The 16,447-nt window shown below is 74.3% G+C and carries 16 protein-coding genes and 2 pseudogenes; 9 read left to right on the forward strand and 9 right to left on the reverse strand.

Annotated features, from left to right (window positions below; all coding sequences use genetic code 11):
* From ACFY15_RS13765 to ACFY15_RS13785, 5 genes and pseudogenes are all read right to left on the reverse strand, one after another.
* Positions 1 to 715 (reverse strand): annotated as a pseudogene (locus ACFY15_RS13765) (hypothetical protein); the annotation flags it as partial.
* A gap of 67 nt (positions 716 to 782) precedes the next feature.
* Entirely contained in the window at positions 783 to 1,628 is an 846-nt protein-coding gene (locus ACFY15_RS13770; protein WP_390689401.1) for a hypothetical protein, read from the reverse strand.
* Positions 1,629 to 1,882: 254 nt separating this feature from the next.
* The gene (locus tag ACFY15_RS13775; protein ID WP_390689402.1) at positions 1,883 to 2,200 is read right to left on the reverse strand and encodes a hypothetical protein; all 318 of its coding nucleotides are present in this window, start codon (positions 2,198 to 2,200) and stop codon (positions 1,883 to 1,885) included.
* Positions 2,201 to 2,210: 10 nt separating this feature from the next.
* Entirely contained in the window at positions 2,211 to 2,393 is a 183-nt protein-coding gene (locus ACFY15_RS13780; protein WP_390689403.1) for a hypothetical protein, read from the reverse strand.
* Positions 2,394 to 2,750: 357 nt separating this feature from the next.
* Positions 2,751 to 3,722: a LuxR C-terminal-related transcriptional regulator gene (locus ACFY15_RS13785; protein ID WP_390689404.1), complete on the reverse strand. Its 972-nt coding sequence runs from the start codon at positions 3,720 to 3,722 to the stop codon at positions 2,751 to 2,753.
* Positions 3,723 to 4,262: 540 nt separating this feature from the next.
* Between ACFY15_RS13785 and ACFY15_RS13790 the strand changes: the two genes are divergently transcribed.
* Positions 4,263 to 5,009 carry a helix-turn-helix domain-containing protein gene (locus tag ACFY15_RS13790; protein WP_390689405.1) on the forward strand — a complete coding sequence of 249 codons (747 nt, stop codon included), beginning with the start codon at positions 4,263 to 4,265 and terminating at the stop codon, positions 5,007 to 5,009.
* 124 nt (positions 5,010 to 5,133) lie between these two features.
* Here ACFY15_RS13790 and ACFY15_RS13795 read toward each other — a convergent pair whose 3' ends face one another.
* Positions 5,134 to 6,144, reverse strand: a complete 1,011-nt coding sequence (locus tag ACFY15_RS13795; RefSeq protein ID WP_390689406.1) for a glutathione S-transferase family protein — start codon at positions 6,142 to 6,144, stop codon at positions 5,134 to 5,136.
* 186 nt (positions 6,145 to 6,330) lie between these two features.
* On the opposite strand from ACFY15_RS13795, the gene ACFY15_RS13800 reads away from it, so the two are divergent.
* The 3 genes from ACFY15_RS13800 (at position 6,331) to ACFY15_RS13810 (ending at position 9,149) form a co-directional block, all read left to right on the forward strand.
* Entirely contained in the window at positions 6,331 to 7,158 is an 828-nt protein-coding gene (locus tag ACFY15_RS13800; RefSeq protein ID WP_390689407.1) for an inositol monophosphatase family protein, read from the forward strand.
* 63 nt (positions 7,159 to 7,221) lie between these two features.
* Positions 7,222 to 8,640: a phytoene desaturase family protein gene (locus ACFY15_RS13805; protein WP_390825545.1), complete on the forward strand. Its 1,419-nt coding sequence runs from the start codon at positions 7,222 to 7,224 to the stop codon at positions 8,638 to 8,640.
* Positions 8,640 to 9,149, forward strand: a complete 510-nt coding sequence (locus ACFY15_RS13810; protein WP_390689409.1) for an O-acetyl-ADP-ribose deacetylase — start codon at positions 8,640 to 8,642, stop codon at positions 9,147 to 9,149. Before ACFY15_RS13805 ends, ACFY15_RS13810 begins: the two co-directional genes overlap by 1 nt.
* A gap of 57 nt (positions 9,150 to 9,206) precedes the next feature.
* On the opposite strand, the gene ACFY15_RS13815 is transcribed toward ACFY15_RS13810, so the two are convergent.
* Positions 9,207 to 9,887 carry an IclR family transcriptional regulator gene (locus ACFY15_RS13815; RefSeq protein ID WP_390689410.1) on the reverse strand — a complete coding sequence of 227 codons (681 nt, stop codon included), beginning with the start codon at positions 9,885 to 9,887 and terminating at the stop codon, positions 9,207 to 9,209.
* Between the two features lie 184 nt (positions 9,888 to 10,071).
* On the opposite strand from ACFY15_RS13815, the gene ACFY15_RS13820 reads away from it, so the two are divergent.
* Positions 10,072 to 11,154: a LuxR C-terminal-related transcriptional regulator gene (locus tag ACFY15_RS13820; protein WP_390825546.1), complete on the forward strand. Its 1,083-nt coding sequence runs from the start codon at positions 10,072 to 10,074 to the stop codon at positions 11,152 to 11,154.
* Positions 11,155 to 11,161: 7 nt separating this feature from the next.
* On the opposite strand, the gene ACFY15_RS13825 is transcribed toward ACFY15_RS13820, so the two are convergent.
* On the reverse strand, positions 11,162 to 11,923 hold the full coding sequence (locus ACFY15_RS13825; RefSeq protein ID WP_390689412.1) for a GNAT family N-acetyltransferase: 762 nt from the start codon (positions 11,921 to 11,923) through the stop codon (positions 11,162 to 11,164).
* Between the two features lie 79 nt (positions 11,924 to 12,002).
* Here ACFY15_RS13825 and ACFY15_RS13830 point away from each other — a divergent pair, with 79 nt between their 5' ends.
* On the forward strand, positions 12,003 to 12,965 hold the full coding sequence (locus ACFY15_RS13830; RefSeq protein ID WP_390825547.1) for a phosphotransferase family protein: 963 nt from the start codon (positions 12,003 to 12,005) through the stop codon (positions 12,963 to 12,965).
* A 61-nt stretch (positions 12,966 to 13,026) separates the two neighbouring features.
* Positions 13,027 to 13,461 (forward strand): annotated as a pseudogene (locus ACFY15_RS13835) (LysR substrate-binding domain-containing protein); the annotation flags it as partial.
* An 11-nt stretch (positions 13,462 to 13,472) separates the two neighbouring features.
* Here ACFY15_RS13835 and ACFY15_RS13840 read toward each other — a convergent pair.
* Positions 13,473 to 13,955 (reverse strand): Lrp/AsnC family transcriptional regulator, encoded by a 483-nt coding sequence (locus ACFY15_RS13840; protein WP_366452958.1) that lies wholly within the window; start codon positions 13,953 to 13,955, stop codon positions 13,473 to 13,475.
* 156 nt (positions 13,956 to 14,111) lie between these two features.
* On the opposite strand from ACFY15_RS13840, the gene ACFY15_RS13845 reads away from it, so the two are divergent.
* On the forward strand, positions 14,112 to 15,128 hold the full coding sequence (locus tag ACFY15_RS13845; RefSeq protein WP_390825548.1) for a DMT family transporter: 1,017 nt from the start codon (positions 14,112 to 14,114) through the stop codon (positions 15,126 to 15,128).
* Positions 15,121 to 16,317 (forward strand): aromatic amino acid transaminase, encoded by a 1,197-nt coding sequence (locus tag ACFY15_RS13850; protein WP_390689415.1) that lies wholly within the window; start codon positions 15,121 to 15,123, stop codon positions 16,315 to 16,317. Before ACFY15_RS13845 ends, ACFY15_RS13850 begins: the two co-directional genes overlap by 8 nt.
* Positions 16,318 to 16,447 lie beyond the last annotated feature (130 nt).

Genomic DNA, 16,447 nt, shown 5'->3' on the forward strand with positions numbered 1-16,447 from the left:
ACCCGTCGTCGTTGCGCAGGTGGAACCTCCCGTCACGCCAGACACCCACGTTGCCGGCCGGACCGCCGTCCCAGTTCCCCGCCACCGGCAGATCACCGGTGCCGGCGGCATCGTCGGTGATGTTCTTGTAGCGCAGGGCGGAGTAGCTGCTGGTGGGGTGTGAGGAGAGGGTGGCGCCGTACAGGTTGCCGTCGGTGTTGTAGTTCGTCGGCCTGCTGCGGCTGCTCTCCTGGTAGTAGTTGAACGTGCCCGCCGACTTGTCGCGCCAGCCGGCGAAGAGGACAACGTGGTCGTTGCTGTTGAGGATGTCGCCCGGCCGCAGGTCCCACTTGCTGATCTGCGTGGAGACATCGGGCAGGCTGTATGTCGTGCGGCTGGAGGGGAGCTGCCAGGCCATGGAGACGAAGCCGGAGCAGTCCTGCCGGTAGCGGCCACCGGTGCGGTCGTCGGCCCACCAGCTGTAGGGGGAGACGAGGCCGTTGGCGCTGTACGGGACCTTCTCGTCCACCCACACCTGGGCTCTGGATATGGCCTGGTTGCGGGAGACCTTGCCGCCGGGGGCGGCATTGCCGCCCAGCGATCCCGTCGAGGAGACGGAGGCACTGGAGGCCTGGACGCTGTCGGCGTGGGCGGGCAGGACGGACAGGACGAGCGAGGCGGCGCAGGCCGCGGTGACGATGCTCGCGGTGCGCAGGACCGATGTGTTGACGGACAAAGCGACTCCTTGTGGAGAGAGGTGAAGTAGGGAGATCAGCTGGGTCTTTCGTGGTGTTCCGGTGCGCTCAGTTCTGGGCGCCCAGCCCGGCGAGCACGCCGAGTACGGCGGCGTCGGTGCCGGTGTTGTGCGGCGGTGCGGGACGCTCGGCCAGCTCGTCGAACTGGAAGAGCGCGAGGTGGTCGCCCTGACGGACGACGTAGAGGTGGTTGGTCTGCACGTCGCGGGCAGACATGCCGCCGACTCCCGTCCAGTGCCGCGACCAGGCGGTGCCGTCCTTGACGGTTGCCGTGGTGGACACGCGTGCGTCCTGCGGTGCTCCCTCACGGGCCTGGAGTTGGCGCGAGGCGGTCTGGCAGGTGTCCATGTCGGCGAGGAGCCGGTCGTAGGCGCTGTCGGCGGATGAGGCGTCGGGGAAGAAGAACAGCTGCTGACCGGCGGCGTTCTTGGCCGAACTCAGGTACCCCTGCTGCTGCCAGAGGGTGGCGCCGGCGACGGTCGCGCACTCGTTCAGCGTGATCTTCTGCCCGTGCAGTTCCTGGCTGTTCAGGGGCCCGTCCGGCTTCCAGCCGAGGGCCTTCTCCACGGGCAGTTTCGCGAGGCCTTCCGGGAGGACGGCCGCGGTGCGTGCCGTGTCTCCCCCGCCCTGTGCGGCCTCTCCGCCCGGCGCCGGGGCGGCGGGCGGAGCCGAGGACTGCCCGCCGGCCTCGGGACTCGCCGACGCCTTGCCCTGCGGGGTCGCGCTCGGCGAGGGCGCGGGGGTGCGGGAGGCGGCGGCCGGGGCCTCCCGGGGCGCAGCGGCCGGCGCGGGTTTGGCATCGGTGCGGCCGCAGCCGGCCGTAGCCGTAGCCGCTGCGCACAGGGCGAGGGCCACCGAGACGGCTCTGACGGTCGGTCGGTTCAGTCTGGGCATGACGGTTCCCCGTGAGGTGAAGGGCATACGGACATGGGGTGTTGAAGCGGCTGACGGGTGGCGTGGGCGATCCCGTCCGGCGGACGCGCCCGGCCGCACCGGGGGCCCGAGGACCGGTACGTCGGCCTCGGTCCGCTCGCGCCGTCAGGGAGCTGCCCGATGTCGGGCGGCAGTCGAGTTGCCGGATGAGGGGAGGCGGTCGTCGCCTCGCCTCGCTGCGGCCAAGGGGGCGGCGCGGCCGGATGGCTCGGTGGTTACCGGGTGGAGCGGTCGGTGGGCTCCGTGAGCGGCTTCGGGGGCAGGTAGCGCTGGTTGAGCAGGGGTGAGGCCTGCTGGCTGCGGGTGAGCAGGGCGTGAGCGCGGCGGAGGGCGCTGGGCGCACAGGGCGAAGTGAGGGTCATGAGGTAGAGCAGGAAGTCGAGTCGGCCGGACTCGAAGCGCGCGCTGACGTGCTGGAGTCCGATGGAGGGCAGGGCGTGGGCCCACATGGCGTCCTCGGCCTCGGCCGCTTCGCCGGCCTCGGCGGCCTCGCCCGGCTGCCTGCGCGTCAGGCTGGCATAGACCAATTCCATCACCCGCTCATCAGCCCCAGCCCAGGCTGTCGGAGGCGGGCCGTACGCCCCAGCCGAGACTGCCGGGGATCTCGGCGGTGGCCGATGCGGGCGTCTTCGCCTCGACGGCCGTGGCGGCGACGGGCGCGAGGAGGATCGCCATGAGGGAGACCGTGGCAACCGCGGTGGCCTGGGCGAATCGGGTGTGGATCACGACGAGAGTCCTTAACTGCCGGTGGGAGGGCTGTGGTGCACCGTCCGGGCGTCCCGCGGGTGACGCTCCATCCGGTCGCCGTCCTGGGGTGTCTCCCTGGCGGCGATCACTAGCTTCGTCGCCCGCGGACGGCACCGGAAGGCCATGAGGGTGTCGCCTACCGGTCTGTCGGGATCCGGTCATTAAGTCATGCACATGTCAACTCTGAAGGGGGGTGGGCGGTCGCCAAGGGCTGGGGAGAGTGCTGCGGTCCTGCCGCGGCGTCCCGTTCGCGTTCACGCCCGCCGAGTGCCGTACCGGGTTCGGTCGCGGCTCTCGGCGGGCGTGTCGTCGGCTCCTCCGAGGAGTCCCCCGTGATCAGAGCCAGCCCTTCTGCGCGGCTTTGATCCCGGCTTCGAAGCGGCTGCCGGCTTCCAGGCGTTCCATGATGGAGGACATGTGACGCCCGATGGTGCGCGAGGAGATCCCGAGGCGCTGCCCCACCGCGTCGTCGGTAAGACCGGCGCCGAGCAGTCGCAGGATCCTGCGTTCGGTCGGGGTGAGGCCGGTTCGGGGGTCCTCGGGGTGCGTGGCGCCGAGGGGAACGGCCGTGTTCCAGGAGTGCTCGAAGAAGTCGAGCAGCGCGGCGATGATTCCCGGTTCGGTGACGTGCAGGGCGCCCTTGCGGGTGTCGGCGGGGTCGATGGGCACCAGTGCTTGGTTGCGGTCGACGACGACCATGCGCTGGGGGATCGTGGGGGCGGTGCGGACTTCGCTGCCGTGGCTGAGCAGCCATTGGGCGTAGGCGGTGATGTGGGACTGGTTGCGGGTGGCGTCCTGGTAGAGGGTCCGCATCCTGATGCCGCGGCCGAGGGCCTGGGTGTCGGCGGGGCGGCTGGCCAGGAGGTCTTCGGGTCGTTGGCTGCCGGGCTGGCTGCTGAGGACTTCGGTGGTGGCGGAGCGGCCCATGCGTTCGAGGCGGCTTTGTATGGCGTCCATCCCCTGGAGGCGTTCGCCATGGTTCGCGCTGTGCTCGGCGCGTTCGGCGACCATGCGGGAGACGGCGGCGCGTGAGGCGGCGAGTTGGGCCTGGCGTGCGGCGAGTTCGGCCTCCTGGCCCGCGAGCAGGTCGGCGAGACCGATCTCGGGACTCACGGCGCGCATCTGGCCGGGTCGCTCGGCGGAGGCCTGTACGAGGGTGAGCCGGCTCAACTCGGTGAGATGGTCGTGTGCCTGAACGGAAGTCAGTGCGCAGTGGGCGGCGATTTCGTCCAGGCTGTAGCCCGGATGGTCCAGCATGGCTTGGTATACCGCCGCGGCCGGGGCGGTCAGCCCAAGTACCTCCAACATCGCATCCCCTCGGATCATCGGCCCGTATCTCGCGCCGGTCAAACGCACCAGGCAGGTTGTCGGTCGGGCGGCGGGGTCCGGCCGTGAGCCCCGGGTGCAGGTTCCGCCGCGGGCCGGCCCGCGGCGGCGTGCCCGGTCCTCCGGTCGCCGATCGCACCGACGGCGGCGCCGGGGCCGCCACGGCTGCTTCACCCACAGGACAGGCGATGCACACCGTGACGGTTTTCCCCGACGGCCGCGGTGAAAGCCTCGCACCTGCCGCCTGCCGTCGTATTGGACAAATGCGAGTCGCGGGCCTGTGTACCGTGTGTGCGCCGGAGGTTGGCCGGCGGTCGGGGACGGACGGGGGCGGACGGGGGCGGAGTGGCACAACAGGTGGGGTCCCGCGGCGGCTGCCACGCTTGTGTGGCGCGGCCGGACCGGGCGCTGGGGCCCGGCGTGGTGGGGTACCGCGACTTCCGCGTGCCCAGTGGGCCGCCGCAGCGGCGGTTGTTCGCTCCGGCTGGGCATGTGTCCTTGTTCATCGCGTTGGACGGGCGGATGCAGGCTTGGGGGGCGGACTCCCGGGCCACCGCCTCCACGCACACCGTGGCCGTGCACGGCCCGCACATGCGGCCCAGGGGACTGGGGCACGACGGCGGGATGGAGGGGGTCGAGGTCACCCTCACGCCGTGGGCGGCGCACCGCCTCTTCGGCACGCCGATGGCCGATCTGACGGACACGGTGGTCGGAGCGGACGAAGTGCTCGGCCGGCGCGTACGGATACTCGCCGAGCAGCTGAGCGAGGGGCCGGACTGGACGGCGCGGTGCGGGATCCTGAACCGCACCCTGCTGCGATGGACCGCGCAGGCTCCCGCCTCGCACCAACCGGATGACGGCGTGCTGCGCGCCTGGCACCTGCTGAACCGCTCGTCCGGCACCATGACCGTCCAAAGCCTCGCCCAGCGCATCCAGTGGAGCACGCGCCATCTGGAAGCCCGGTTTCGCCGGCAGATCGGACTCAGCCCGAAGGGCATGGCCCGGGTCATCCGGGTGAACCGGGCGATCCGGCAGCTCGCCAGCGGCAGCAGTCCGGCCAGCAGCGCCCTCACCTGCGGCTACTACGACCAGGCTCATCTCATCAGGGAGTTCAAGGCGCTCACGGGCACGACACCGGGACGCTTCCAGGCCGGGCTGGCCCCTGCCTCCCCGCCGTCCCACCCTGCCGAGCGCCCAACGCGTCCCGCTCACGGGGCCTGTCTCGGGCCGTACGAACGCCATGTCATTCCGCACGCCGACTTCCGCTGAACCGCGGGTCGTGCTTCCGGAACCGGTCCGGCAAGCGGGGCCGGCGGGTGCACGGGGGAGTGGCCCGCATCGCGGGAACGCCCGACCCCCCGGTGCGGCCCGTACCGCGCCCGCCCCGCCCGTGTCAGGGACGTGACGCGGCCCGCAGGGGCGGGACGGTCTCGGCGGGGGAGGGCGGCTCCGGCGGGGTGCCGTCGCCGAACGGGCGCCCGCCCAGCGCCTCCCGGCCGTGGGGTTCGAGCCAGCCCGACGGGTCCGGGCCGGCGGGAACGATCCCGGACGGGTTGATGTGGGCGTGGACGACGTAGAAGTGCCGCTTGACGTGGTCGAAGTCGACGGTGTCGCCGAAGCCGGGAGTCTGGAACAGGTCCCGGGCGTACGCCCACAGTACCGGCATCTCGGTCAGCTTCTGCCGGTTGCACTTGAAGTGGCCGTGGTAGACGGCGTCGAAGCGCACCAGCGAGGTGAACAGCCGGACGTCCGCCTCCGTGATGGTGTCGCCGACGAGGTAGCGGGACCGCTCCAGCCGCTCCGAGAGCCGGTCGAGGCGGGTGAACAGCCGCCCGTACGCCTCCTCGTACGCCTCCTGTGACGTGGCGAAACCGGTGCGGTAGACCCCGTCGTTCACGTCCCGGTAGATCTCCTCGCCGACCGCGTCGATCTCCGGCCGCAGCGCCGCCGGGTAGAGGTCCGGCGCCCCGTCGCGGTGGTACGCCGTCCACTCCAGCGAGAGGTCGAGGGTCAGCTGCGCGTAGTCGTTGGTGACCACCGCGCCGCTCGGCACGTCCACGATCGCGGGCACGGTGATGCCGCGGTCGTAGTCGGGGAAGCGGGCGAAGTACGCCTCCTGGAGCCGCTCTATCCCGAGCACCGGGTCACGGCCCTCCGGGTCGAGGTCGAAGGTCCAGCTGCGCTTGTCGTGCGTCGGCCCGGCGATCGCCATGGGCAGGGCCTTCTCCAGCCCCAGCAGCCGCCGGGTGATCACCGTGCGGTGCGCCCAGGGGCAGGCCCGGCTCACCACGAGGCGGTAGCGGCCGGGCTCCACCGGGAAGCCGTCCCGTCCGTCGGCGGTGATCCGGGTGGTGATGTAGCGGCTGTCGCGGGTGTACCCCTTGGCGGGGCCTACAGAGCTCATGCGGGGGCCATACCCAGGAACCGCGGTCCCGAGCGGCCGCTCCACCGGGACTCCGCCGTCCCTCGTCCCGGCGGCCGGACCCGGGGCCCTGAGGCCGGCCGGGTTCACCTCGGCGTCACCCGGTGTCCGGCCGGGCGCCCCGGACCGTCGGTGGGGTTCGACGGTTCGCCGTGATGTGATGGGGGCATGATCGATGACTTCCTGGCCCAGGGCCTGCCCGACGTGGAAGAGGCCGTCCGCAAGGCGGCGGCGGTCGAGATCGTGCCGCGGTTCCGGCAGCTCGCCCAGCACGAGGTCGACCAGAAGACCGGCCCGCACGATCTGGTGACCGTCGCCGACCGCAAGGCCGAAGAGCACCTCACGGCCTCCCTGACCCGGCTGCTGCCCGGCTCCTCCGTCGTCGGGGAGGAGGCCGTGCACGCCGACCCCACGGTCTACGGGGCGCTGCGCGGCGACGCACCCGTGTGGATCGTCGACCCGGTCGACGGCACGCGGCAGTTCGTGGAGGGCGACCCCCACTTCTGCACGCTCGTCGCCCTCGCGCGGCACGGCGAGATCCTCGCCTCCTGGACCTACGCCCCGGCCCTGGACGTACTGGCCACCGCCGTGCGCGGACAGGGCGCGTACGTCAACGGCGAGCGGATCCACAGCGGTTCGCCGGAGCCGGGTGCCGACCTGCGCGTGGCGACGGCCCATCCCCTGTACACCTCCGAGCAGGACCGGCGGTTCCTGTCCCGGCTCGACGTCCCCGGCGTCGCACCCCGGCCCTGCGGCTCGGCGGGCCTGGAGTACCTGCGGGTCGCGCGCGGCGAGATGGACGCCCTGGCCTTCACCTGGCCCTCGGCCTGGGACCACGCGGCCGGGCTGCTGCTGGTCGCCGAGGCGGGCGGCGCGCAGAGCACGGTGGACCGGGTTCCCTTCCGGATCGACCGGGACAACGCGCTGCCCTTCGCGGTGGGCCGCGACGAGGCCACCGCCGTCCGCGTCCGCGAGCTGCTGCGCGGCGGGGCCTGAGCGGGCGGGGCCGGGCGCAATAAGCTGGGGGCAGTGGCCGCCGTCGGACGAAGGAGCTGTCAAGTGCCGTCGATTCTCGACGCAGTCGTGGTGGGGGCGGGGCCCAACGGCCTGACGGCCGCGGTCGAACTGGCCCGCCGGGGCCACTCGGTGGCCGTCTTCGAGGCTGCCGCATCGGTCGGCGGCGGGGCCCGCACCGAGGAGCTCACCCTCCCCGGCTTCCGGCACGACCCCTGCTCGGCCGTGCACCCGCTGGGCATCGGCTCCCCGGTGTTCAAGACCATGCCGCTCGACCGGTACGGCCTGGAGTGGCTGCACGCCCCGCTGCCCATGGCCCACCCCTTCGACGACGGAACGGCCGCTGTGCTCTCCCACTCCGTCGCGGAGACGGCGGCCTCCCTCGGGCCCCGGGACGCGGGCGCGTACCGGCGTCTGGTGGCGCCCTACCTCGGCCGGTGGGACGCCCTCGCCCGCGACTTCATGTCCCTGCCGAACACCGCCCTGCCCCGCGACCCGCTCCTCCTCGCCCGCTTCGGCCTCACCGGGCTGCCGCCGGCCACCTGGCTGCTGAGCCGCTTCCGCGACGACCGCGCGCGGGCCCTGTTCGCCGGGCTCGCCGCGCACGTCATGGCCCCGCTCAGCGGGATCGGCACCGGCGCGGTCGGCCTGGTCTTCGCGCTGGCCGCGCATGCGGGCGGCTGGCCCATGGCGCGCGGCGGCTCCCAGTCCGTCTCCGACGCGCTCGCCGGCTACCTCGCCGACCTCGGCGGAGCCGTGCACACCGGCTTCGAGGTCAAGCGGCTCGACGACCTCCCGCCGGCCCGCGCGTACGTCTTCGACACCTCGCCGACCGCGCTGGCCCGGATCGCCCGCCTGGGCCGGGCCTACGACGGCTACCGCTACGGGACCGCCGCCTTCAAGCTCGACTACGCCCTCGACGGCCCCGTCCCGTGGACCGCCGAGGCCCCCCGCCGCGCCGGCACCGTCCAGATCGGGCCCGGCAGTCGCGACATCGACGCCGCCCTCCAGCTGGCCTCGGGCGGCCGCGCCCCCCGCAACCCCTTCCTCATCACCGCGCAGCCCAGCCTGGCCGACCCCGGCCGGGCACCGCAGGGCAAGCACGTCTTCTGGGCGTACGGGCACGTCCCGGCGGGCTGGGACGGCGACCTCACCGAGGCCGTGGAACGGCAGCTGGAGCGCTTCGCCCCCGGCTTCCGCGACCTCGTGCTCGCCCGCGCCACCGCCGGACCGCCACAGCTCGCCGCCCGCAACCCCAACTTCGTCGGCGGGGACATCGCCTGCGGCTCCGCCGCCGGGCTGCGGCTGCTGGTGCGGCCCCGGCTCACCCTCTCCCCGTACACCACCGCCCACCCGGCGGTCTTCCTCTGCTCCTCGGCCACCCCGCCCGGCCCCGGCGTCCACGGCATGTCCGGCCACAACGCCGCCAAGGCCGTCTGGCGCCACCTGCGAAAGGGACACTGATGGTCCGGATCACCCTCGTCCAGGGCGACATCACCGCCGAGGAGGCGGACGCGGTGGTCAACGCCGCCAACTCCTCGCTCCTCGGCGGCGGGGGAGTGGACGGCGCCATCCACCGGCGCGGCGGCCCCGAGATCCTCGCGGCCTGCGAGGACCTGCGCCGCTCCCACTACGGCAAGGGCCTGCCGACCGGCCGGGCGGTCGCCACGACGGCCGGCCGCCTCCCGGCGGAGCACGTGATCCACACCGTGGGTCCCGTCTGGTCCCGCGAGGAGGACCGCTCGGAGCTCCTGGCCTCCTGCTACCGGGAATCCCTGCGCGTCGCCGACGAGCTCGGCGCTCGCACCGTCGCCTTCCCCGCCATCTCCACCGGGATCTACGGCTGGCCGATGGACGACGGCGCCCGCATCGCGATCGAGACCGTCCGCACCACCCCCACCCGGGTGGAAGAGGTCCGCTTCGTCCTCTTCGACGCCTCCGCCTACGCGACCTTCGCCGCTGCCCTCGGCTAGAGCCCAGGGCCCTCACGCGCCGTCCGCCTCCCCGCCCCGGGGCCGCCGCAGGAGCCGCTACCAGCTCGCGTACGCCTGCGCCGGGCAGTCCGGCCAGGGGCCGTCGGCGCGGGCCAGGCGGTCGCCCACCGCGGCCGCCGCCCCCGCGACCGCCGCCGTCAGCGGGGCCAGCGGCCGGTCGGCCGGGGACAGCGCGGCCAGCGCGGCCACCACCCGCCCGCCTTGGCCCCGCACCGGCAGCGCCGCACAGCACAGCCCCGGCATCACGCCCTCCCGGTCCACGAACGGACCCCGCTCCCGGCTGGTCAGCGCCAGGCCGGCGGCCGTGGTGAGCGGGAAGCCCATCCCGTCGCGCACCGGCACCAGCGGTTCGGCGCGCCCCGACACCGAGGCCACCGTCAGCGCCAGCCCGTCCCGCAGCACCACCAGGACGGCGCTGGCCCCCGTCGTCATCCGCACCCGCAGCAGCGGCGTCCGCGCCGCCGTCCGCAGCCCCGGATACGGCTGCCAGGACTGCCCCAGCCGGAACAGCTCCGGCCCCAGCACGTACCGGCGGCCGTGCCGCTCGACCGCCCCCAGCGAGGCCAGCTGCTCCAGCAGCCGGTGCGCCGTCCCCTTCGGCACCCCGCACGCCACGGCGATCTCCGTCAGCCCGGCCTCCCCGCCCGCCCGCCGCAAGGCGTCGAGGAGCGCGAACGCCCCGTCGAGCACGCCCCTGCCCGCTGATTTCCCCGTCATGAGTCCCCCCGACGCATCACCCCCGGACCCGGAGGTCCTCCGCAGTGTGCGGACGGCGCGCCCGCGGCGCCATCCCAGGAATCTGGGGGTGCGGCCGCCGCCGGGAGCCGTTTAGCGAACGTTCAGCGCCCTGGCCGATTCTGGACCCATGGCCACCCCGCCGGGCGGGCGATCAGGAGGACCCATGACCGGCCCCACACACTGGCAGAACGCGTACCGGCGTACGGTCCGGGCCGCGCACGACGCGACCGGACCCGTACCCGTGCTGGAGGCGGCCGCCGCCGAACTGGCGCGAACCGTCCCCTTCGAGCTGTGGGCCGGGGTGCTGCTGGACCCGGACACCCTCCTCAACGTCGGCGGCGTCTACCGGCACGGCGTGGGCGCGGAGTGGATGCCCCGGATGCTCGACATCGAGTACCGCGAGGGCGACGCACTCCAGATGCCCGCCCTCGCCCGGTCGGGCACCCCGCCCGTGGGGACCCTGCACACCGGACTCGACGGCCGGCTCGAACGGAGCACCCGCTACCGCGACATCTACCGTCCGCAGGGGCTCGGCGACGAGATGCGAGTGCTGCTGCGCGACGCCGGCCGGGTGTGGGGCGCGCTGGTCATGGTCCGCGACGCCGACGGGCCGCCGTTCTCCGCCGCCGAGACGGACCTCGCCGCCCGGCTCTCGGCCCCCCTGGGCCGGGCCCTGCGCGATTCGCTGACGGCCGCGCCGGGCGGCCGTGATCCGCAGGCCCGGGCGATGGTCCTGCTCAGCGCCGAGTACGAGGTGCTCACCACCTCGGCCACGGCCCGGGCCTGGTTCGCCGAGCTGGCCGAGGTGCCCGCGTCCGGCGCCGCCGGGCTGCCCGCCACCGCGTACGGGGTGGCGGCGGCCGCCCTGCGCAGTACGAGCGGCGGCAGCCGGGTGTGCGTGCCCACCCGCTCGGGCGGCTGGGCGGGCATAGAGGGCTGGCGCCTCGAAGGGGGCTCCTCACCGCAGATCGCCCTGTCCGTCGGCCCGGCCTCGCCGCCCGACCGGATCGCCGCGCTGCTGCGGGCGTACGCGCTGACCCCGCGGGAGTGCCAGGTGCTGCGGCAGGTGCTGCGCGGCGCGTCGACGGCGGAGATCGCCACGGGCCTGGCCCTGTCCCGGCTGACGGTGCAGGACCACCTCAAGTCGGTGTTCGCCAAGACCGGGGTGCGCTCCCGCCGCGAGCTGGTCGGGCAGGTCTTCTTCACGCAGTACCTGCCCGAGCTGCCGCTCGACCCGTCCGGGTAGTGCGGCCTCAGGTCCGCTCGAAGCCGTGGCACCGGCCGATGACCGAGAAGCCCCGGCGCTCGTACCAGTGGCGCGGCCAGTCCGCCGCGTGGGCGGTCAGGAAGCGGATGGCGCAGTGCGCGTCGGCGGCCCGGCGCAGGGCGGAGGCCAGGACCGCGTCGGCGTAGCCGCGTCCGAGGTGGAGCTCGGAGGTGACGAGGTCCTCGATCTGGGCCGTTCCCGTGGCCGGGTCCAGGTAGAGGTCGGCCCACGAGGCGACCTCGCCGTCCGGTGTGCGGGCGCCGATGAACTGCACGGTGTCGGCCCCGCGCCGGCAGGTCTCGCGGCGGTCGACGAGCTGGCGGATCACCTCCTCGCCGGCATCGGGCAGGAAACCGCGCCAGCGCCGGGCGAGCGGCACGCGGAGCGCGTCGAGATCCACCTCCTGCGCCCCGCCGTCGGCCGGCACCGGCCCCGTGTGCAGCATGACGAGGTAGACGGAGTGCGTGTAGCCGGCCCGCAGCAGCGGCTCGGCGCAGGCCTTCCCGGCCTCGTCGTCGAGGACCGTGAGCAGGCGGTGGTGCAGGTGCCCCAGCACCTCGTCCGCCAGGGCGGGCAGCGCCCCGGGGTCGACCGCTCCGTCGACGACGGCGTGGTTGTTCCCGTACGAGAGCGGGAACGTGTCGTCGAGCGCGGCGAACCCGCCGGGGAAGTCGACGGTCCGCGCGGCCTTGCGGCGTGCGAAGGCCGTGAGGAAGGTCGTGATCTGCTGTATCTCCGAGACGGGCATGGGGTGAGCCTAGGCGGCCGGGCGCCGTGATCTCCCAGGTTTTCCCCCGGCCCGTGCTGCCTACACCTAGGCTGCGGCCATGGTGACGCACACGGAGACGGAGCAGGACTGGGCGGCGACCCGCGCCTGGGTGGAGGGGACGCTGCCCGACGGGGAACGCATCGAGGACGCCGCGCCGCTCCAGGGCGGCTGGACCTCGCGGATGCGCCGTCTGGAGCTGGCCGGCGGGGCGGCGGGCCCCCGGTCGCTGGTGCTGCGGTCCTTCGTCCGGCCCTTCTACCTCCGCCACGCCGAGGGCCTGCTGACGCGCGAGGCGGCGATCCTGCGGCTGCTCGTCGGCACGGACGTGCCCGGCGCCTCGTTTGTGGCCGTGGACCCGACGGCGGAGCACTGCGACCACCCCTCCCTGCTGATGTCCCTGCTGCCCGGGACCGTGCGTGTCGACGACGGGGGGCACGGGCCGCGCGCCGAGCTGATGGCCCGGCAGCTGCTGGGCATCCACCGGCTGCGGGTGTCCGCGGCGGACCGGCCCCGTGCCTACCAGGCGTGGACCTCCGCCGATCAGGTCGCCCCGCCGGAGCAGACCGGGCGCCCCGGGCTGTGGCGGCGGGCCGCGGACGCCATCCGCCGCGAGCCCCCGGAGTACCGGGCCTGCTTCCTGCACCGGGACTTCCACCCCGGCAACGTCCTCTTCGAGGGGGCCGGCGAGGCCCTGCGCGTCAGCGGGGTCGTCGACTGGGTGGAGACCTCCTGGGGGCCGGCCGACCTGGACGTCGCCCACTGTTCGACGTCCCTGGCCCTGCTGCACGGTGTGCCCGCGGGCATGGGCTTCGCCGACCGCTACACGGCGGCCGGCGGGACCCTGGCCGAGGACCCGGCCGACCACCTCTACTGGCGCCTGCTCGACGCCCTGGCCTTCGCCCCGGACGCGGAGAAGGTCGCCGTGCCCTGGCGCGCGCTCGGACGGACCGACCTGACCCCGCGGGTGATGGCGGACCGGCTGGAGCGCTACCTCGACGCCCTCTTCGAGCGTTACGCCTGAGCCGCGGGCCGTCACGCCGGACCGCCCAGGGTCCGGGCCGGCAGCCGCTCGCCTCGCCGGCCCGGGACTGGAGTCGGTGGAGCTGCTCCGGGAGGAGGTGCTGCTGGCCGTGCCCGCCGGGCACCGGCTGGCCGGGCGCGAGGACGTGGCCGTGGCCGAGCGGGCGGGGGAGCCGTTCCTCGCCCCCGGGCCCGGGCACTGGCAACGGGAGCTCGCCGACCGGCTGTTCGCCCGGGCCGGGCTGCGGCCCGCGGTGGTCTGCGAGGGGAACGAGCCCGGCGCCCTCCTCGGCATGGCCGGCGCGGGCCCGGGGGTCGCCCTCCTCCCGGCGATGGCCCGGGAGGCCGGCCCGCGCACGGCGGTGGCCTGGGCCCGGCCGGCGAGCCCCGACAGCCGGCGGGTGCTGTGGCCCGTGCGCGACCGGGACGCCTTCGCACCCGCCGCCGTCCGGGACTTCACCGACTTCGCCGTCGCGCACTTCCGCGGTGACGGCTGAGGCCGGAGGCCTCAGAGGGTCCGGGCGGCCGTCCCCGGGGTGGGCCGGGGGTAGGTGCGGGACTGCTTGACGCTGCCGAAGGCGAAGCTGGACTCGATCGAGGCGATCCCGGGGATGGCGTGGATCCGGTGGCGGACCAGGGCCTCGTACGCCTCCAGGTCCTCGATGACCACCCGCAGGAGGTAGTCGCTGCTGCCCGCCATCAGATAGCAGTCCTGGATGTGCTCGATCACCGCCACGTGCTGCTCGAACTGGGCGACCGCCTCCTTCGTGTGCCGTTCCAGGCGGATCCGGACGAAGACGGTGATCGGCAGCCCGAAGGCGACCTGGTCCACCACCGCCGTGTAGCCCCGGATCAGGCCCGCCTCCTCCAGCCGGCGGACCCGGCGCAGGCAGGGCGAGGGGGACAGCCGGACGCGGTCGGCGAGGTCCTGGTTGGAGAGCCGCCCGTCGGCCTGCAGCTCCCGGATGATCTGGAGGTCGACGGCGTCCATGGCCACTCCCTGGCTCCCTCGGCGCTTTCTCGGCGATTGTTGGCAGATCCTGCCTCAAACGTATGTCCGAACGGCAGAACTGGCAATCGGCTGCCCCGGCCCAGGCCCTAACGTTGCCGGTGAACGGGCCGGACCGGCCCGCTCCCACAGGCTGGAGTGCATCCCTTGGTCGCGACCAACACCCCCGGCGCGTCCGCGCCTGTCGACACGGCGGGCCCGCCGTCCGGAACCACCGGCCGGTTCGGGCTCTCCCCGCACGCCGAGGGCATGCTGGCCCTCGCGGTGACCGTGGCGATCTGGGCCGCCTTCGCGCTCAGCGCCCGCGCCCTCGGCGCCTCCACCCTGCTGCCCGCCGACGCCGCCCTGCTGCGTTTCGGCGTCCCCGTCCTCGTCCTGGCCCCCGCCCTGTGGCGGCGCAGGCGCCGCATCGCCGCGGTCCGCCCCGGAGCCGCGGTCAAGATCGTCTGCGGGGCAGGGGTGCCCTTCTTCCTCGCCGCGATGCACGGCGGGGCCCTGACCTCGGCGGCCTTCGTCGGCTCGATCGTCCCCGGCATGGTCCCGCTCTTCGTCGCCGCCCTGATGGCGGCCCGCGGCCGCGGCCTCCCCCGCGGTGCCCAGGTGGCCGGCCTCGCGCTGATCGCGGCCGGCGTGGCCGCCCTCGTGTGGCGCTACGTGGTCCCCGTCGACGCCGACGTGCTGGAGGGGGCCGGCACCCTGCTGGTGGCCAGCGGCCTGTGGGCCCTGTACACCGTGGGGCTGCGCGACGTGGACCTCGACCCCGTCGGGTCGATCGGGCTGCTGTGCCTGCCCTCCTTCGCAGTGATCGCGCTGCTGGTCCTCACCGGGGCCCTGCCCACGGGCCTCGCGCACGCCGCCGGCGGCGACATCGCCCTGTTCCTCGTGGTGCAGGGGCTCGGCGTCGGACTCTGCGCGGGCCTGCTGTACGCCTTCGCCATCCGCCGGCTCGGCGCCGAGCGCAGCTCCGTCGTCGGCAGCCTCAGCCCCGTCGCCGTCGTCCTGCTCGCCATCCCCGTGCTGGGCGAGTCCCCGACCGCCGCCGTGCTCGTCGGCGTCCCCCTCATCACCGTCGGCGTCGTCCTCGCCAACCGCCGTCCCGGAACCCGTACCCGTCCGTCCGCCCACCCCCGCCCCGAGGTACCCGCAGATGCTTGAGCTCCTCCCCCCGCCGCCCACCGACCCGCTGTGGGACCTGACGTACGAGTTCGGCTCCGACGAGCGGGCCGAGCGGCTGAACCTGGTGCTCGGCGTCTACCGCGACCACACGGGCCGCACGCCCGTCATGGCCGCCGTCCGCGAGGCCGAGATCCGGCTGGCGGAGCGCTCCGAGTCCAAGGAGTACCGGGGCCTCTCCGGCAACACCGCCTTCAACCGCGCCCTGCTCACCCTGATCCTCGGCGACCGCGGCCCGCAGGGCCCGGCCGGGCGCGCCGCGGCCGTCCAGACCGTCGCGGGCTCCGGCGCGCTGCGGCTGCTGGCCGACCTGATCTGCCGCACCCGCCCCGGGGCCACGGTGTGGATCAGCGACCCCGCGTACGTCAACCACCGCCCCATCCTGGAGGCGGCCGGGCTCAGGGTCCGCACGTACGGCTGGCGTGACGCCGAGGGCGGCTTCGACGCCGCGGGCGTGCTCCGCGACCTCGCGGCGGCGACCCGCGACGACGTCGTCCTGCTCCAGGGCTGCTGCCACAACCCCACCGGGGTCGACCCCGAACCCGAGGACTGGGCGGCGCTGGCCGAACTGGCCGCCCGCGACGGCTGGGTGCCGTTCGTCGACCTGGCCTACCACGGCCTCGGCGACGGACTGGAGGCCGACCTGCGGCCCACCCGCCTGCTCGCGGAGCGGGTGCCGGAGATGCTGGTCGCCGTGAGCTGCTCGAAGAATTTCGGCCTGTACAGCGACCGCACCGGCTGCGCCATCGTCCTGGGCGCCTCGGAGCGGGCCGTACGGCACGCCGAGACGGCCCTGCAGAACGCCGCCCGGACCCTGTACTCGATGCCGCCCGAGCACGGGGCCGCCGTCGTCACGACGATCCTGGAGGACGAGGGCCTGCGCACCGCCTGGCGGGCCGAGCTCGACGTCATGCGCGGCCGTATCGAGGCCAACCGCACGAGCCTGGCGGCCCACCTGGGCGAGCTGGGCTGGGAGGCGCAGGCGGCCTCGCTCGCCCGGCAGCGGGGGATGTTCTCGATGCTGCCCCTCACCCCGGAGGAGATGCTCAGGCTGCGCCGGCAGTACGCGATCTACGGGACCACCGCGGGGCGGATCAACATCGCGGGCATCGAGGCCGGGCGGATCCCCTGCCTCGCCCGCGGAGTGGCGGGTGTGCTCGCGGGACGCTGAACCGGTGCGCCGGAAGACCGAATTCCGGCGCACCGCGGATTTCCCCGCGTGTTTCCCTGCGCGTTTCCCCGCGCGTTTCCCCGCGCTCCCGGAGCGGGCGGCGGGCCAGCCCCGGTCGAAAGCGCCTGGA

This window comes from Streptomyces sp. NPDC001373 (genome assembly GCF_042895815.1).
In the GTDB taxonomy this organism is placed as follows: domain Bacteria; phylum Actinomycetota; class Actinomycetes; order Streptomycetales; family Streptomycetaceae; genus Streptomyces.

Bases quoted from the DNA above. Each gene is read 5' to 3' on its own strand.
- ACFY15_RS13795 (WP_390689406.1), bottom strand. From the start codon at position 6,144: ATGAGCTCTGTAGGCCCCGCCAAGGGGTACACCCGCGACAGCCGCTAC.
- ACFY15_RS13820 (WP_390825546.1), top strand. From the start codon at position 10,072: ATGACCGGCCCCACACACTGGCAGAACGCGTACCGGCGTACGGTCCGG.
- ACFY15_RS13850 (WP_390689415.1), top strand. From the start codon at position 15,121: ATGCTTGAGCTCCTCCCCCCGCCGCCCACCGACCCGCTGTGGGACCTG.
- ACFY15_RS13775 (WP_390689402.1), bottom strand. From the start codon at position 2,200: ATGGAATTGGTCTATGCCAGCCTGACGCGCAGGCAGCCGGGCGAGGCC.
- ACFY15_RS13810 (WP_390689409.1), top strand. From the start codon at position 8,640: ATGGTCCGGATCACCCTCGTCCAGGGCGACATCACCGCCGAGGAGGCG.
- ACFY15_RS13815 (WP_390689410.1), bottom strand. From the start codon at position 9,887: ATGACGGGGAAATCAGCGGGCAGGGGCGTGCTCGACGGGGCGTTCGCG.
- ACFY15_RS13840 (WP_366452958.1), bottom strand. From the start codon at position 13,955: ATGGACGCCGTCGACCTCCAGATCATCCGGGAGCTGCAGGCCGACGGG.
- ACFY15_RS13800 (WP_390689407.1), top strand. From the start codon at position 6,331: ATGATCGATGACTTCCTGGCCCAGGGCCTGCCCGACGTGGAAGAGGCC.
- ACFY15_RS13770 (WP_390689401.1), bottom strand. From the start codon at position 1,628: ATGCCCAGACTGAACCGACCGACCGTCAGAGCCGTCTCGGTGGCCCTC.
- ACFY15_RS13830 (WP_390825547.1), top strand. From the start codon at position 12,003: ATGGTGACGCACACGGAGACGGAGCAGGACTGGGCGGCGACCCGCGCC.
- ACFY15_RS13785 (WP_390689404.1), bottom strand. From the start codon at position 3,722: ATGTTGGAGGTACTTGGGCTGACCGCCCCGGCCGCGGCGGTATACCAA.
- ACFY15_RS13825 (WP_390689412.1), bottom strand. From the start codon at position 11,923: ATGCCCGTCTCGGAGATACAGCAGATCACGACCTTCCTCACGGCCTTC.
- ACFY15_RS13790 (WP_390689405.1), top strand. From the start codon at position 4,263: ATGCAGGCTTGGGGGGCGGACTCCCGGGCCACCGCCTCCACGCACACC.